This window comes from cyanobacterium endosymbiont of Rhopalodia gibberula (genome assembly GCF_003574135.1).
GTDB lineage: Bacteria > Cyanobacteriota > Cyanobacteriia > Cyanobacteriales > Microcystaceae > Rippkaea.
Genome location: NZ_AP018341.1, coordinates 2,032,596 through 2,049,553, shown reverse-complemented (window position 1 = coordinate 2,049,553; position 16,958 = coordinate 2,032,596). Strand labels below are relative to the sequence as shown.

Annotated in this window: 15 protein-coding genes; 7 read left to right on the top strand and 8 right to left on the bottom strand. The window is 36.1% G+C overall.

Annotated features, from left to right (window positions below; all coding sequences use genetic code 11):
* Positions 1 to 206 precede the first annotated feature (206 nt).
* Positions 207 to 938 (top strand): precorrin-2 C(20)-methyltransferase, encoded by a 732-nt coding sequence (locus RGRSB_RS06575; RefSeq protein ID WP_119260362.1) that lies wholly within the window; start codon positions 207 to 209, stop codon positions 936 to 938.
* Positions 939 to 1,158: 220 nt separating this feature from the next.
* Positions 1,159 to 1,341, top strand: a complete 183-nt coding sequence (locus RGRSB_RS06570; protein ID WP_338063323.1) for a DUF4327 family protein — start codon at positions 1,159 to 1,161, stop codon at positions 1,339 to 1,341.
* Positions 1,342 to 1,731: 390 nt separating this feature from the next.
* Here the strand turns inward: RGRSB_RS06570 and RGRSB_RS06565 are convergent, their stop codons facing one another.
* Entirely contained in the window at positions 1,732 to 2,076 is a 345-nt protein-coding gene (locus RGRSB_RS06565; RefSeq protein WP_119260361.1) for a hypothetical protein, read from the bottom strand.
* 543 nt (positions 2,077 to 2,619) lie between these two features.
* On the opposite strand from RGRSB_RS06565, the gene RGRSB_RS06560 reads away from it, so the two are divergent.
* On the top strand, positions 2,620 to 4,104 hold the full coding sequence (locus RGRSB_RS06560) for a site-2 protease family protein (protein WP_119260360.1): 1,485 nt from the start codon (positions 2,620 to 2,622) through the stop codon (positions 4,102 to 4,104).
* A gap of 1,327 nt (positions 4,105 to 5,431) precedes the next feature.
* Here the strand turns inward: RGRSB_RS06560 and RGRSB_RS06555 are convergent.
* Positions 5,432 to 6,172: a DUF3153 domain-containing protein gene (locus RGRSB_RS06555; RefSeq protein WP_232014607.1), complete on the bottom strand. Its 741-nt coding sequence runs from the start codon at positions 6,170 to 6,172 to the stop codon at positions 5,432 to 5,434.
* A gap of 83 nt (positions 6,173 to 6,255) precedes the next feature.
* The gene (locus RGRSB_RS06550; protein WP_119260358.1) at positions 6,256 to 8,508 is read right to left on the bottom strand and encodes a ribonuclease R family protein; all 2,253 of its coding nucleotides are present in this window, start codon (positions 8,506 to 8,508) and stop codon (positions 6,256 to 6,258) included.
* On the opposite strand from RGRSB_RS06550, the gene RGRSB_RS10160 reads away from it, so the two are divergent.
* Positions 8,477 to 8,668 carry a hypothetical protein gene (locus RGRSB_RS10160; RefSeq protein ID WP_172581996.1) on the top strand — a complete coding sequence of 64 codons (192 nt, stop codon included), beginning with the start codon at positions 8,477 to 8,479 and terminating at the stop codon, positions 8,666 to 8,668. The two genes, RGRSB_RS06550 and RGRSB_RS10160, sit on opposite strands and share 32 nt — an antisense overlap.
* Positions 8,669 to 9,053: 385 nt before the next feature.
* Here the strand turns inward: RGRSB_RS10160 and RGRSB_RS10155 are convergent, their stop codons facing one another.
* On the bottom strand, positions 9,054 to 9,203 hold the full coding sequence (locus RGRSB_RS10155; protein ID WP_172582062.1) for a hypothetical protein: 150 nt from the start codon (positions 9,201 to 9,203) through the stop codon (positions 9,054 to 9,056).
* 582 nt (positions 9,204 to 9,785) lie between these two features.
* On the opposite strand from RGRSB_RS10155, the gene RGRSB_RS06545 reads away from it, so the two are divergent.
* Positions 9,786 to 10,721: a hypothetical protein gene (locus RGRSB_RS06545; RefSeq protein ID WP_420823010.1), complete on the top strand. Its 936-nt coding sequence runs from the start codon at positions 9,786 to 9,788 to the stop codon at positions 10,719 to 10,721.
* Between the two features lie 122 nt (positions 10,722 to 10,843).
* On the opposite strand, the gene clpP is transcribed toward RGRSB_RS06545, so the two are convergent.
* Positions 10,844 to 11,488, bottom strand: a complete 645-nt coding sequence (gene clpP, locus RGRSB_RS06540; protein ID WP_269460810.1) for an ATP-dependent Clp endopeptidase proteolytic subunit ClpP — start codon at positions 11,486 to 11,488, stop codon at positions 10,844 to 10,846.
* 690 nt (positions 11,489 to 12,178) lie between these two features.
* On the opposite strand from clpP, the gene RGRSB_RS06535 reads away from it, so the two are divergent.
* Together RGRSB_RS06535 and RGRSB_RS06530 are read left to right on the top strand one after the other, a co-directional pair.
* Positions 12,179 to 13,480, top strand: a complete 1,302-nt coding sequence (locus tag RGRSB_RS06535; protein WP_119260355.1) for a M16 family metallopeptidase — start codon at positions 12,179 to 12,181, stop codon at positions 13,478 to 13,480.
* Between the two features lie 20 nt (positions 13,481 to 13,500).
* Positions 13,501 to 14,370 carry a fructosamine kinase family protein gene (locus tag RGRSB_RS06530; protein WP_119260354.1) on the top strand — a complete coding sequence of 290 codons (870 nt, stop codon included), beginning with the start codon at positions 13,501 to 13,503 and terminating at the stop codon, positions 14,368 to 14,370.
* Positions 14,371 to 14,431: 61 nt separating this feature from the next.
* Here RGRSB_RS06530 and RGRSB_RS06525 read toward each other — a convergent pair whose 3' ends face one another.
* The 3 genes from RGRSB_RS06525 to galE all read right to left on the bottom strand — a co-directional run bounded on the left by RGRSB_RS06525 (position 14,432) and on the right by galE (position 16,453).
* Positions 14,432 to 14,803, bottom strand: coding sequence for a hypothetical protein (locus tag RGRSB_RS06525; protein ID WP_232014482.1), 372 nt, complete (start codon positions 14,801 to 14,803; stop codon positions 14,432 to 14,434).
* Between the two features lie 68 nt (positions 14,804 to 14,871).
* Positions 14,872 to 15,153: a hypothetical protein gene (locus RGRSB_RS06520; RefSeq protein ID WP_119260353.1), complete on the bottom strand. Its 282-nt coding sequence runs from the start codon at positions 15,151 to 15,153 to the stop codon at positions 14,872 to 14,874.
* Positions 15,154 to 15,445: 292 nt separating this feature from the next.
* Entirely contained in the window at positions 15,446 to 16,453 is a 1,008-nt protein-coding gene (gene galE / locus RGRSB_RS06515) for a UDP-glucose 4-epimerase GalE (RefSeq protein WP_119260352.1), read from the bottom strand.
* Positions 16,454 to 16,958: the final 505 nt, after the last annotated feature.

Here is a 16,958-nt window from a genome sequence, read left to right as displayed (position 1 = left end):
ATGATTGATTAGTTTGTTTTGATTGTTATTGGACTTATTTTAGATTGTGGTAAGTTAAGCAGCATTTAACATTTTTTCTGCAGACCTACAATAAGTTCAACAGTTCTTAAGCCGCAAAAGCTCAATTTTCATCTTTGGATTAAAAATTGACCGACCGTTTCCGAACTTAGAGAACAGTCTGCGTTTTAAAATAGAAAAGTAAACGAATGGTAGCAAAAACCGGAATTTTATACGGCATCAGTGTAGGAACAGGAGACCCTGACTTGATTACAGTTAAAGGGGTACGCCTATTGCAACAGGCATCTGTTGTTGCTTTTCCCATGGGGGTAGGGAATCAGTCTGGAATTGCTCAAACAATTATCTCCCCGTGGCTAATTTCTGAGCAGGAAACTTGTCCTCTGTCTTTTCCCTATGTCCAAAATGAAGAAGAATTACGATTAGCCTGGAAACAGTCTGCTGAACAAGTCTGGTCTTACCTTCAACAAGGAAAGGATGTGGCTTTTGCCTGTGAAGGGGATATCAGCTTTTATAGTACCTTTACTTATTTAGCCCAGACACTCACATATTATTACCCCTCAGTAAAAATTAAAACCGTTCCAGGGGTTTGTTCTCCAATGGCTGTGGCTTCGGTTTTAAACCTTCCTTTAACGGTTAGGAATCAACGGTTAGCTGTTCTCCCTGTTCTTTACACCTTAGAGGACTTAGAACAAACATTGGGGTGGGCTGATGTGGTAGTTTTGTTAAAAGTTAGTTCGGTCTACCCTCAAGTGTGGGAAATTTTGCGGCGGTTAAATTTATTGGAGCATGCTTGGGTAGTGGAACGGGCGACTCAACCGGGGCAAGTGATTTATGATGAGTTAGAGAAGCAATCAAACCTTCGACTTTCTTATTTTTCCCTCCTCATTGTTCACGTTAAGCCTTCCGATCCTCATAGCTAAATCCGACGTCTTATAAACCTTTTCTTAAAGAGATTTAAATGTTTTATCTAAAAAGATTGTAGCTTTTGTTACAGCAAAAATTATGTTGATTAACTACTGACTTCGAAAATAGTAGATATTGGACCTCATTGACTTTCTTAACCAATTGCTATGAGTGTTACTGCTCTTCCTGTCCTTAAGTCCTCTTCCTGTACTCATTATACAATCAGTATTATCGCTGATGAAGTCTGTCAACTTAGTAAAAAGAGAAACGACAAATTATCGTAAGCCTATTCATGTCGTTTGCAAGCATATCTCCCCTCGTGGATGGGCGTATGTGGAAACAGAATTAGAGAGACATGATTATTTACTAAGCGACCAAATCGGTGATCCGATTCCCTGCACGACTTGGGATAATGACTAAAATCAAAGACTGTTGGTCAATTAAGTTCAAATTTTATACTTTACGATTTTAAAATTATTCTATCCCTACCTAATTGTTTTTAACTTATTTGTTGTTCAGATAACAAATAATCTTCTAAAAAAATAGGTTTCATGATATCCCAGAAGTTATTGAGAATAAAAGGGATATTTTTATGTAATTAGGATGAGAAAGGTCAGGATATATGTAAAATACAACCCCAAAAAACATAAATAGTTATAACTAATTGTCTGTATTCATAAATGGTTTGGTTATATCAAAAATAGTTTAGGTTAAATTCCTTGAATGGCAGATCAACAATGATCTATTCCCTACATCATTCCTGAACCTTCCCAATCAATGCTTTTGCTTGTTAATTAATCAGTCCCAGTACTAGCCAACTGGCTTAAGATATTGTTCCAAGTCTTCGATGACGCGGGTTAGTTCAGCTTCTGTGGTCAGTCGAACATGGTCATCTTTGACCGTCAATAAAACTTTAGCTGCAAAGGGATTTGGATAAATATTAGGATTACAAAATAGTTCAACAAAAACCTCTCCTGTATAAGTATATTCCATAGCCCTTTGAGGCTGAGTCCTACCTCCACTGACAGACTGGGTCAAAATAGCTTTAAGACCCATCATTAACTCATCAATTTCTCCTTTAAGAGTTTGAGCAGCTTCAGGACTAAAATTAAAGCTAACGGCTCCTTGAATTAAGTTTAGTGTCAGTTGCGCCATTGATAAAAAAGAAACAGTACAAAAAACATCTTTAAAATTACTATATACTCCCCAATTGGGAAAGAGGATTTCACTAAATGAAGATTAATTGTAAATTATCTATCATGTCAACTCTACTCACCCCTCGTCGAGGGCGACATACTATAGTTTTACCCTATTTGTTTATGTTTTTAGGGAATGTTAACAACCTTTGTTAGAAATAAGTTAACTTCATAGCATGGAGGAAACTGTCATTAACATCGACAGTTTCCTCCGTTTTCAGTTTAAGTTAAGATCTAAGCTGTTTATTATCTGAATCAATATATTGAGACTAAGAAGATAAAGGAGTGAGAGGGGAGAAATTGACGGTTTTTATGGGTTTAAAATATATCCAGTCCAAATCGATAAAAACCCTGCTTAGGCTCATCTATTAAACTTGACAAGCGTCGATGTTAGTGTGGTGTGCTTGAGTACCCTATAATAAATATATAAATTCAGTATAGTTGGTGTTTTAACTAATAACTCCTAAGACGACTACCCCAATTATCTAAGCACTTATAAATCATGTTAAACCCATCTGAGACAACTACTATACTCTTAATTATTTTGGTCGCCTTGGGAATTATAACCTGGGGTTATAACCGAGCTAAATTATATGGTAGGTTAGCAATTTTTGCTGAGTTGCAGTCGTTGGTATTGATAGTTCCTTGGCTAGTATCTTTCGGATTATTCGCTGCCGGAATTTATCTTAATTTAGTTGCAATTTTACTGTTGTTGATCACTTCATTAGCAATATACATTTATCTAGGAAAAAGACTAAGAGCCGAAGGTCAAGATGTCATTCTACAAAAAAAGGCCGCTAGGCGCTTACAAGAACAAAGTAAGACTGAGAAGTCTCAAGTAAATCAATCTGAAAAGTCCTGCATTGACTCTAACCCCAAAATTGTAGCAGATGCTCTACCCATTCCTGAAGAAGATCTTAAACTTATTAAAGGTATATTTGGCATTGATACCTTTTTTGCGACTGAAACGATTTCTTATCAAGAGGGAGCAATTTTTAAAGGAAATTTGCGAGGGGAACCTGACACAGTTTATGATCGCCTTTCAGAAAAATTAAAAGCTCGTTTTTTCGATAAGTACCGTCTCTTTTTAGTAGAAGGAACGGAAAAGAAACCTGTGGTGATAGTGCTTCCGAGTATTGTTGACCCGCGACCAACTACTTTAGTTCAAAAAAATGTTGCTTTGGTCCTGTTTGTAGGAACTATTTTAACTAGTTTAGAAGCATCAGGAATTCTGTTAGGATTCGACTTGTTCAGTGACTGGAGTCGTTATCAAGAAACTATACCCCTTAGTTTAGGACTGTGGACAGTTTTAATTGCTCATGAAATTAGTCATCGTCTTATTGCAAAACGTCATAATGTGCGCCTGAGTGTTCCGTTTTTTCTTCCCACCTGGCAAATTGGATCTTTTGGGGCAATTACTCGCTTCGAATCTTTGCTGCCTAACCGAAATGCCTTATTTGATGTGGCTTTTGCTGGCTCGGCTGCAGGATGGGGACTTTCCTTTGTATTGCTGACGGTTGGACTGGTATTGTCCCATCCAGGAAGTTTGTTTCAAGTACCTACTCAATTTTTTCAAGGCTCAATTTTAGTCGGCAGTTTAGCTCGGGTGGTGTTCGGAGAAGAGCTGCAAAAATCGTTAATTGATGTTCATCCCTTAACGATTATAGGATGGTTAGGATTAGTTATTAATGCTCTTAATTTACTTCCTGCTGGTCAGTTAGATGGGGGACGAATTGTTCAGGCTATTTATGGACGAAAAACTGCAAGGCGAACTACAATAGTGTCCTTAATTGTCTTAGGAATTGTAACGTTAATTAACCCAGAAAACTCCCTTCCTCTTTATTGGGTAATTGTGATTCTTTTTCTGCAACGGGACTTAGAAAGACCAAGTTTGAATGAGTTAACTGAGCCTGATGATACTCGTGCTGCATGGGGGTTATTAATTCTGTTTCTTATGTTAGCGACTTTAATTCCTTGGCTTTTTTAAGCTAGCCGTGATAAAGTAACAATCGACGAAAGTTAAAAGTTTCATTTTACAAAGTTCCCAACTTTACTGAATGTTTTATTTTTATGTAATTAAGTTTTAGAGTCATAAAACATAGTTGTAATAAAAATTCTAGAAGTCATTGGCTGCTAATTTATCAGACCCAGTATAGACAAGTAAACTTCTTTAGGTTTTAGCTAGGATAAGAAAAAATTAGTGGCTATGAAGATTAATTTATTGATTACTATCAAGCTAAAATCATGAAGTATTGTCGACAGTTACCATTAATCGCAGGAAAGTATCAAGTCTGAAACTTTCCTTATTGAGGTAGACGACTTTCTTATATAATCTCTTTGTCAGTAATAAAACTGTCACTTTTTATTTATCTGGATCAACAGTCCAATATTCAGGAACAAGGATAATCTCCAATTTTGTTCTGGACTAACAATCTTTCTGAGAAGAATAGGATCGATTCTATAACTGCTTAAACACTTAATCAAACTGTGGTTAGTTTTAAAAAATGAGCCACAGTTTGATCAGGAATACGGTAATTATTAATCGTAGTATGACAAAAATTACTTGTGAGCAAGTAGCTTTAAATAGATTTCAAAAAAGCCAATTATTTTATATCTTTATATTTAAGTAATTTAAATTATACTTATATTGCTTTAATTGACACCATTTATATCAATCACTTTGAGCGGTGCCTTATTTAATCACCTTAGCTAAGGCATACTTACCCTTAAAATATTTTTTCGACGATTTTATAAATTTTTATTTAAAACCATCCTACCTCTATTATATCCATTTCTAGACTATAAGTTGTATAGAAAAAATAGATATAATTCTTTATTTTCTCATTGTTTTAGTTCGGCTTTAACTAAACCACTTGTATGTACTTAGTAAGTGTTAAAAAACAATGACTTAATCTATTCTTTTATTTTTGTCATATTTTCCAATTTTTTAAACTTCTTTCTCTTCAGGATATGGTGACTACTTATACGTACTTCCATTCTCGTTTTTGGGAAATTTTTTGTCTATAAATAAACCTCAATAATTCTTACTATTTTTGAACTATATTTTCATGGTTCTATTATCTAAGCTCACTTAGTTTAATCTTATCTAAGAACTATTAATATAAAATGGTATAGAAATCTAATAGTTAATTCATAACAACATATTAGTATATTTATTAGTAACAAATCTCTATTTTAGAATCCATAAAAATTACCTATTACATCATCATAAATTAGATAATTTGAAAACCTTTAGTTTTTATTGATTAGTATTTAAGTCACAGTTTTACTATCAGTTGAAGTTTCTGTATCTTTTATTTCGCCAGTTGTATTCCTGGAAGATGTCGATATTTCACATAAAATCCAATTAACATCAATAAAATAATTCCAACAGTTCCAATTCCTAAATAACTAGGGACCCAAAAAGATGCTTCAATAGTATTGATTTGACCAGGTTTTAATTCCCAAACAATCTGATAATTTTTCTGCTCAAAAGAGGTATTACTGGCAATATTTTTAAGTCCAAAAGGAGCCTTTAGAATAAATTCTAAATCTACTAGCGATCCTGTACTAAGGATAACATTGCCTTGACTCGACAAAACTCCTAACGTTCGTAAATCTACTTCTAGATTAAGTAAATTATGTTCTAGGAATAGCCAATTACCTTGTTTTAAAGACATTTTAGCTTTAAGATCCACTAAATCTGAATCGTTGTCCTTAAAGGACTGAGTTAGCCTAGACGTAGGAGGGTTAAAAAATTCATTGAATTTCTCAATCAGTTCTTTACCATTCCCGAAAGGGATTTTTACAATGATCTCTTGAGGAGATATCCGTTTAGTTTTTCCTTGAAGATTTTTCGCCCGTTTTTCAATACTGTCTAACCATTTATTGGCTTCTGTTTGACTTAAGTTAGTTAACTGTTCAGCCAAGCTAATATGTTGTACAATTTCTCCTCGATGTTGTTGAAAAAAATCTACACTCACACCATAGTGAACACAGCCACTTAATAGGGTTAATAAACTAATGACTAGAGGCGCCAAAAAAAAACTTAACAAACCTCTAAATGCCTGGTTTTCACTTTTTTGGTTGAAATCCTGTTCTTGATTTTTCACGGTTAACCATTAACTTTTAGCTAAAATTAGTCATCGTCCCAATCATCATTTCTAGCGGAGCTTCCGCCCCCGACAGTTACTAAATCGATCTGCTGACGATAATAGTCTACACTTTTTACCTCTACTTCAACTTCATCCCCTAAACGATAAGCAATGCGGTTTTTTCGTCCTACTAAACAACCGTGACGGGCGCGATATTCATACCAATCATCTTTCAAAGAACTAACATGAACGAGTCCTTCCACCAATAGGTCTTCAATTTCGACAAAGAAACCATAGGATTGAACTCCCGTAATCAAGCCTCGAAAAACCTGGCCAGTGCGTTCTTTCATTTTCTCAGCCTTTTTCAAGCCATCGAGATCTTTTTCTGCGTCTTCAGCTAACTTTTCACGGTCGTTAAGATGAGAAACTAAGACGTGAAATTCTTCTTCAAGACTTTCTTGCATTGCGGGGGGTAAAACATTCCAGTTAATGTCAACGTGACAACGACTGCTGTGGAGATCCACCCCCGTTTTAGTTTGTTTGGTACGACGATCACGCCCTTCACTAAACAATAACTTAATCATACGTTGTACTAATAAATCCCCATACCGTTGACCAGGAGAAACACAATGAGTGTAACAGTCATGATAAGCCAAGCCGAAATGAGGAGCCGAATGACTGCTGTATTTAGCAGATTTTAGGGTATCTTTCAAAAGAAAATTTAACACCCGCACCGATGAACATTGATTAAATCCTTGAGTCAAATTGTAATAATCTTGAGCGGTAATCTCCTCTTCGGAAGACAATTGTATATCTATTCCTAAGTTGTCTACCAGTTTTAGTAAATCTTCTAATTCTTCCCAATCTGGCTCAGGTTGAGCGCAATAAAGGGAGGGAATTCCTAAAGCGTAAAGATGATCTGCTACCGATTTTCCTGCTAGGATTATCAACTCCATTAACAGCGATCGCACAGGAACCTTGGATGAAGCAATAATGACTCCTAAACGTCCTTCATCTTGACAAGGTGATCGCGGCTCTAACTGTAGTTCAAACCCTCCTCGTTGCAACCGTTGTGCTTTAACTAAGGGACTAAGGGTAAAAAACAGTTGGTTAAGACATTGAGCTAATTCCTCTTGTTCGGCAGACACCTGGGTAAGATGGACTAATAACCCTTGAGCTTCTTGGTAAGTCAGTTGTTCATCAACATTAATAACTGTTGGCTGAATTTCGAATTCAGTCATTTGACCATTTTTATCAAAGGTAATTAACACTGAGATGGTTAAACAATCTTTTCCTGGGACAATACAGCAACAGTCAGTTAAAGCTTTTGGCAATAAGGGAAGAACTTTTTCACCCAAATAAATTGTTGTCCCTCGTTTTTTTGCCGTTTTATCGAGGAGCGAATCAGGGGTCACATAATGAGCAACATCAGTGATATGAACACCTAATTGCCAGTATTGATCGGGAGTTTTCTCAAGGGTAAAGGCTGTTTCAACAAAAGGAGGGTGGTCTCGCTGCTCATCTTCAACAAAGGTAAACGTAAACTGTTGACGCAAGTCAACCCGCTTATCAATTTCAGCCAGATCAACAGTTTTTGGCAAAGTTTCCGCCAGTCGTTCCACCGCTTCGGGGAAAACTTGAGGCAAATCGTGTTTACAACAGACAATATCTGTATCTGCAGCTTCTTCAGCATCACTTCCTAAAATGCGGGTGATAGTTCCCCAGGGAGGCTGTTCTCCAATCGGATAGCGTATTACCGAGACGTGAACTAGATGGTTAACTGCTTGTTCTAAACTATTCTCATTCTGTTTAAGTAAAAGTTCAAACAATAAGCGATCATCGAGAGGAATCGCTCTATAATCTCCATCATCTTTTTTTACCTGAGCAAGTAAAGATGGATTTGCCCGCTCTAAAATCAGTTTCACTTCTCCTTCTGGAGAACGACGACGAGTGCCTTCTTTAATCACTTTGACAAGGACGCGGTCACCGTTCCACGCATTGCTAAGATGAGTTTCTCGTACATAGATATCGTCAGCGTCTTCTTCATCTTGAATGGCAAAACAAAATCCCTTGCTTGAACAGCGTAATTTAGCTTCAACCAGATTTTTCTCTATAAAACGGCGATATTTCCCCCTCTCCTTAACTAGAACTCCGATTTTTTCTAAAACATCTAAAATGATTTGGAGCTTTTCGATGCTTTCTTCGTCTTCACACCCCAACTTTTTTTCCAGAAATTTAGCCGCGACTAATTTGTCATCTGTAAAATTGGACAAAAGTGTAGCGATTGAAAATTCCATTTACCTATTAATCTTCCTTACTAAATGTGAGTGGATTTTATTGGTGGCTGGAATCATAGAAGAAGAGTTGCTCGACAGCTCCCTAAACTGTTACGTCTTCTATATCCGACACCATGAAGCAAGAAAAGTTCTTTCTTCGATGAGGAGATTGCCTAGTTAGTTAGGGAGCTTGGCTAACTAAGTCGTGGCTCAGTTAAGTGATTGCCGTCTTTATTCTGTCTTTATTCTTAAGATTCAAATCTTTAGAACAGCTAAGTTAGCTTTCCCAATTATACCTCTGTTTACAATCAAGAAGCGACCCCTGATATATCCGGATTTGCCGCATTATTTATTGTTAGAAATCTATATTAACAGTGAAGTTGCTCCTAGGAATCTTTGATTTTGTACTTGAAAAGTCGTGTCCTACGAGAACAGAATGAGAGTCGTATTATCTAGTGAGAAGGACTACTCTCATTGGACGTCAACTCTGTCCAAGGTGGGTGTGAAGAACTAATACGCTAACACTTCCCTTTCAAAAACTTATCCAGGCTTCAATTTTACCAAGGTTAAGTGACACTTGCGAGGTTTGTCTTTGACGAAAGTGAAAGCCAGTGTTGATTTTTTATCCTAGATTCCCCTAACGAGTCGCGTAAGCGCACGGTGCAGCTTTTCATATCCAAACCATAGGATTTTACTGCTTCACTAACTTTGTTCATATAAAAAATGTTGCCATTTATCCACCTCTATTCAGATATTTCCATAATTAGCGTTACCGAATATTCATCAGCTGTAAATGTATTGTTTCTTAACTATCAGAAAAGTTTTTCTACCAATTCTAATACTTTCTCGTACTTTTGATTGTCCGGCAAAATTCAGGCATTTTTCCCACCACTAGCTAGGGCAATGAGGTTTATCCTCTAATTGTCTAGCCTGTTTTAGGTATCGATTGGACTTTACTTTATCTTCTAGTTTTTCTTGCTTTGATGTCAAGCCCTGAGCACGCTTTTATCAAGCCGTCGCAGGTATTCCTCTACGGCTTGATGCGTTCTGTTCGTTTATAGCGCGGTGGGACCTGCGCTATAAACGAACAGTGTGAGAGATAGGTTCACTCAGCCATAGCAATCTCTTTTCAAGAGAAATACAAATATTTCCACAAAGAAGAATTCTAAACTTCACGAATCCATAAAATCAAGGTGCATTTATAATAGTTGACTTGTTTGTCTTCAATATTTTCCTACCTTTATCCTCTAAAATAGTACAAATAGACTAAGTAAAGATAGTAGCGGGTAGCTCAAAAAATTATGTTGACTCAATTCAGAATTCTTTATCCTCAAGGCGGTGTAATCAGTGAATTAGTAACAATTAATCACGGAAAGTATATTGTGCGAGTACTAATACAAGTTGGCTCAATTACTTTAGGAACAGGTTTAGCAGGAGCTAATACTGTTGAAGAAGCTGAAGATGCTGCGAGAAACAGAGCCTTAAGGGTACTAAAACTAGATAGTGTTTCCTTGAACCCTAATGATTTCAACACTTCTCAAACTCAAGAAAACTACGATTTAGGCACAATGGCGACAAAAGTTAAAATCCATGACCCATCATTTTCTTCTGAGGTTCCGAACATTTCGGTAGTTGCTCAAACCTACTCTAAAACACCATTGCCTGAGCAACAAGTTCCGTTTGTGACTTCTGTAAAAATTCCCCAAACTCCTATAGTAGAAGCGAGCTCCTCTAAACTATCAGCTCTTACTGAAAAAACTATAAGCCAATCTTCAAGCAAAATATTATCCATTTCCAACATCAATGAGTTCATAACTGAACCAGTAGATAAAGTTTTCCTCAAACCCTCCTTAGTAGAAGAAAATTCTACTAGTTCTAATGAGAAATTAGCTGAACCGATAGAAGAGGTTTCCCCAAGCTCTTCTCAAGTACAAGAAACATTTATTTCAAAACCAGAGATAGGTAAAATTTCAACGCCAACGACTATCTTGAGTCAAGAGCTTCCAGATGGATCTTTTTCTGAAGAACAATCTTCCATAACGGCAATTGAAGAACCTCTTGAGTTTTCGGAAATTATTGCCCGTTCTAATGTAGAAATGAAGCGTTTAGGCTGGACAAAAGTACAAGGACGCGAATATTTGATTCAAACTTATGGGAAGCGATCACGTCAAGTTCTCTCTGATGAAGAACTCCTCGAATTTCTTTATTACCTAGAAAGTTTACCAACTCCTTAATTTTTCCTAAAAGTTGAGGGAAAGAATTATTTTAAAAAATAACTCAGTAACGCTTGTTAGCTAAACTAATTTAGGGGTCAACGGCGACGGTTAACCCCTAAATTAGGTTTTCCCCTAATTCCCTAATTAACAGCAGAAGGGGGAGAATTGCTAGCCGAAGGACTACGGTTAATCACTTGGTCAATTAATCCATATTCTTGAGATTCTTCAGCGGACATGAAAAAGTCTCGTTCCGTGTCTTGAGCGATTTGCTCAAGGGGTTTCCCTGTATGATGTGCTAAATGACTGTTGAGTAGTTGCTTTAGATAAAGAATCTCTTTAGCTTGAATTTCAATGTCTGTGGCTTGTCCCTGGGCTCCCCCTAAAGGTTGATGAATCATAATACGAGAGTTAGGCAAGCTCATCCTCTTTCCTTTAGCTCCTGCACTGAGAAGGAAAGCTCCCATACTAGCAGCTAACCCAATGCAGATGGTAGAGACATCAGGGCGGATTTGATTCATGGTATCAAAAATCCCTAGTCCCGCCGATACAGACCCCCCTGGAGAGTTGATATAAAGATAAATGTCCTTCTCTGGATCTTCTGCTTCGAGGAATAATAACTGAGCAACGATAAGGTTAGCATTCTCGTCTCTGACCTCTTGTCCCAAAAAAACAATACGTTCGCGTAACAGACGAGAGTAAATATCAAATGCGCGTTCACCACGGCCAGAAGTTTCAATAACGGTAGGAATCATAGAGTCTCTATCTTTTGGTGTCTTCCTCTTGATTTTAGCGAGTTTACTCGTGTTTTGAAGCTCCTATTTTCTAAACGAGACACTCACAAGCTTTATCGAACACGTTCCGTATTTTGATAAGTTACAGTTGGAATACACTAATAATTTTAAGTCAAACTATATCTATATTCATTCAAAATTTTATTGAATTTACTTGTATATCCATTACTCAGTAAATTATAAGTCTTGATTACAGTTCATCTAGGGCTAATGCGTATCCGATAAAGTGCTAAACAAAAACGGAAAGTAGAGTTTCGAGAACGACAATAAATAAAATTTGGTTTTGGTTAATAATTTTGTAAAACAACAGTCTCTACACTAATTGCTGTTTTAGCTTTAAACCCTTAATAGTCGCCTTGACTAAAAAATCTCGTTCAGCTGATAAGAATAAAGTTTCTGGTGTTTGTAAAGCTCTCGACAAAACTTCATAATTGGAACCACATAGAAGTAATATCAACAAGATTGCTAAGTTTAGCAGTTTTTTCGTTTTTTTATGAAAAAATTAAAAAATATCTTTATTTCACTAATCTGTCAGTTATAGCCAACATTTTTAAATTAGATAAACTCTTTTTAGAGTAATACATTTTGGCTTTTTACATTGAGCGAGCGATCTAACCCCTTGGTTCTACTGAGTCAAAAAAGTTTAACATTTGTGTAAATATAACCGTTATTCAAAAATAACTTATGACTTCAACTTTGTTTAAAACCTCGGCGTTCGATGCTCCTACAATTCGTCTTCTTCCCAATGGGTTGACCATCATTGCCGAACAAATACCAGTTGAAGTGATCAACTTCAACCTCTGGTTAAAAGTAGGATCTGTGTTGGAATCCAATGAGATTAATGGGATGGCGCATTTCCTAGAACATATGGTTTTTAAAGGAACTTCTCGTCTCAAAAGTGGAGAATTTGAACGATTAGTTGAAGGACGAGGAGCACTGACTAATGCGGCGACTTCCCAAGATTATACCCATTACTACATCAATTGTGTGCCTCAAGATTTCAGAGACCTTGCCCCATTGCAATTAGATGTGGTGTTCAATCCTAGTATTGCTGATGAGGCATTTGAACGAGAACGATTAGTGGTTTTAGAAGAAATTCGTCGGTCAAATGATAATCATCGTCTTCAGACTTTTTACCGAGCGATGGAGACTTGTTTTGAAGTCTTGCCCTATCGTCGTCGTGTACTAGGTCAAGCATCCACCATTGAAGGCTTAATTGCCCAACAAATGCGAGACTTTCACAAAACTTGGTATCAACCTGAATCAGTAACAGCAGTGACAGTAGGTAATCTTCCGGTAGAAACGTTAATTGATATTGTAGCGAAGAGTTTTAGTCAAACCTGTAGGTTTTCTAGTATTAAGCCAAAAAATACACAAGAGAAAAAAGCAGTTAAGTTTTTACCTGAAGTTTCTTTTACTAAAATTATACGTCGGGAATTTGATGATTCCAGCTTACGGCAATCTCGCTTAATAATGATGTGGCGAGTTCCTGGGTTGGTTGAATTAGATCGAATCTATGCCTTGGATGTATTAGCAGTTATTTTAGGACAGGGAAGAATGTCGCGATTATTCCGGGACTTACGCGAAGACAAGAAGTTAGTTTCCCGCATTAACGTTAGTAATATGACCCAAAAAATTCAAGGAATGTTTTATATTTCAGCTCAATTACTATCAGAAAATATTCTGAAAGTGGAACAAATTATTATTGAGCATATTACCAATATTAGGCAAACATTGGTGATGGAAACTGAATTGAATCGTGTACGAATTCAGGTGGCTAATAGGTTTGTGTTTAGTAGTGAAAGTCCGAGTGATCGTGCTAATCTTTATGGTTACTATTATTCTCAGTTACAGGATTTGGAATCAGCTTTGATTTATCCAAATCGGATACAATCTCTGAGTTTAGAAGATATACAACAAGCTGCTCTTGACTATTTGTCTCCTGATGCCTATGGTATTACGGTAGTACATTCTACTAATAAATAATTATTAATTACTAAACAAAAATGTGGACGCAAATCGCTCAACACATTTCTCAGTCGACCCAACAGGAGTTTCGGACTAAAAACCGACGTTCTGTTAATGGAGGCTGTATCAATCAATGTTACTCCTTAATTGGGGATAACATTACTTATTTTGTCAAAATTAACCAAGCTTCCCAAGTGGAAATGTTTGCGGCTGAAGCATTGGGTTTGAAACAGATATCAGACACTAAGACCATTCGTGTTCCTCAACCAATTTGTTGGGGAATGTCCGAAAAAATTAGTTACATTGTACTTGAATGGATACAATTTAGTCTAGGGACTAATCAATCTTGGGAGGAGATGGGGCGTAAATTGGGGACAATGCATCACTATCAAGGAGCTGATCAATTTGGTTGGGAACAAAACAATACGATTGGTTCTATTCCTCAGATAAATATCTGGACTGATAGTTGGGCAGATTTTTTCGCAGAATACCGTATTGGTTATCAATTGAAGTTGGCAAGACGACGTGGGGGTAATTTTCCTGAATGTACTCAAGTTGTGGAGATGGTTAGGAAGTTATTGTCCAATAGAAAACCCCAACCTTCTTTGGTCCACGGGGATTTATGGTCTGGAAATGTAGCGGTAACTCAGGAAGGAGAACCGATTATTTTAGACCCTGCTACTTATTATGGCGATCATGAAGTTGATCTAGCGATGACAGAACTCTTTGGTGGATTTTCAGGTAGATTTTATAGAGGCTACAATGAAGTTTTTCCTTTAGAAAAAGGTTATCAAAAAAGAAAAACAATTTATAATCTTTATCATATTCTAAATCATTTTAATTTGTTTGGAGGTGGATATGGCTCCCAGGTTAATCACATGATTCAGAGAATTCTAACTAGTGGATAATACTGAGATACTGAAAGTGCGTACCTAAATTAAGGGAGATGTTCTACTTTATAAACAACTATTATTTAGATTGACAATAACTATTCATTCTATTTCCTAATTTTGGTTCTTTCTGACCTAATTGTTGTAGTTGCTGTTGCATTAACTTAACCGTGTTGATATCCCTTTTTTGTAATGCAAGTATGAATTTCCGAGTTGTTTGAGCGTATCCTTGGTAAATATTAGCAAATCCTAGCTGATATTTAACTAAATTTTCATCAGAAATAGATAGATTTCTCATCTCGGCTGCTGCTTTTTCAAAAGAGTCAGCCACTTGTAGTGCTTCTTGGATATCTTCTGTTTTACGATTAGCTTGGCTTTCTTTAGCAATCTCTTGAGTAATTGAGATTATTTTTTTACATTGATAAACTCTATTTTCAGAACAACTAACCAAAATTAGATTCGATAAAATAACTAACAATGAAGCGTTTATAAAACATTTTTTTGAGAAAGTCATTATAACTAATTAGAAGAAGTAGTATTGGTTACTAGAGTTCGGAGGATATTAGTTAGCCGGGTCAACTGCTCCTTTGATTCACTTTGGCTATCCACTAAGGTTTGTACAGATTCAGTCAAAGCAAATACTTGATATCCCTGCTGTTGTATTTGATTTTCTTGTAGTTCTATTTTTTCAGATATATCATTTATTTTTTTAGCTAATTTTTCTACTGTATTTGTAGTTGCAATTATTGCTTCTCCCATATGTTTTACGATGCTGGTTAATTGCTCAGTTTTATCACTCATAATGTGGGTTACTTAATTGAACAGATTGATATTATATAATAATTTTCCTTCTTATGAAGGATGGAATTTTAAGTTGTGAAGTAGTAGTTTAACAAGTTTATTCTTTTGGTAAGTTGACACTGAGGACAATCTACGCAAAACAGATATATAGTTTACCTCACTTGCCCGTGAGGTAAACTATATATCACTGGCTGAATACCTCAATTTTCTACTTGAGTCATTATCAATAAATATAAACTCATCACAAATCCGTAAGTTTGAGGAATTTTGATCTAAAAATTAGATATTTTTCTTACTTATTCAAATTTCCATGGCGTTTTTGATGCCAATACCAAGCATGATTCACAATGGTTTCTAAGTCTGGATACTTAGGTTTCCAACCCAAAGTATTCCGGGCTTTTTGGCTACTTCCGAGCAGGATAGGAGGATCTCCTGGACGACGATCACTTTCTTGAACCAGAAAATCAATTTGCGTTACTTTTTTAGCGGTTTCAATCACTTCGCGTACGGAAAATCCATTACCATTACCTAAATTAAAGATATCACTTTTTCCTCCTTCCAAAAGGTATTCTAAGCCTAGGACATGAGCTGAAGCTAGATCATCAACATGAATATAATCTCTAACTGCTGTTCCATCTGGAGTATCATAATCCGTTCCAAAAATAGACAGAGAATTCTGTATTTTTAAGGCTGTTAATAACGCTAAGGGAATTAAGTGAGTTTCAGGATGATGATCTTCTCCTAATCCTCCTTGAGGATTGGCTCCTGATGCATTAAAATAACGGAAAGCTACGGACTTTAAATTATAGGCTCGATCAAAGTCTTGCAAAATTTGTTCTATCATTGCCTTACTAACTGCATAGGGACTCAAGGGATTTTGGGGATGGTTCTCCATCATGGGAATTTGTTGAGACATTCCATAGATGGCGCAAGTAGAGGAAAAGACAAACCTTTTTATGTTGGCAGCTAACATAGCTTCTAATAAAGTCAAAGTGCCAACTACATTATTACGATAATATCGATCAGGATTAGCTACTGATTCCCCAACAGCAATATAGGCAGCAAAGTGCATCACTGCTGCAATGTCGTGGCGAGCGAAAAGTCTATCGAGTAAGGGACGATCATTCATATCTCCCACAATCAATTTAACTTTTAATACATCTTCAACAAATTCAGGGTGTCCTTCGCTGAGATTATCTAAGATAATTACGTTGTATCCCGACTCTTGGAGGGCAAGTACAGTATGGGAACCGATATACCCTGCTCCTCCTGTCACTAGAATAGTAGGTTTTGTGTCCATGAGATCTCCTTAAAACTTGATGATTAATAGGACAGAAAACACAATGGTGAACATCTCTATTCCTTCAATGGTTCTCTCTCTTAATTTAAGATAAAGTATCAAGTTCATTAAGAAAAGCAGTTATAAAGAGTATTAAGTCGAAGAGAACGTATGTTTAATTTTTTTAAATTAAAAAATTTATCCCCAAGAATAATTATCAATTAATTCCTTTGAACTGATGCTCAAAAAGCAATTTCTTTTACTAAAAGCTGATTAATAAAAAAATAGGTGAGTTTATAGCAGTAAGATTTGCCAAATTAAAGATAACTTTAATAAGTTAGGTTTTATAAAACCTATTTTCTGTATTTTTCTAGAGACAAAATTGTTTTTATAAATTAAATTTTAGACAACTAAAATTAATTTTTTTGATCTTAACAATACTTAAATTAATGCTGTTAATCAGTGATCAACTTAAGTATTATTAACTTGACTTTTTTGACAGTGAGGTTGTAACCTTCTTGATAGT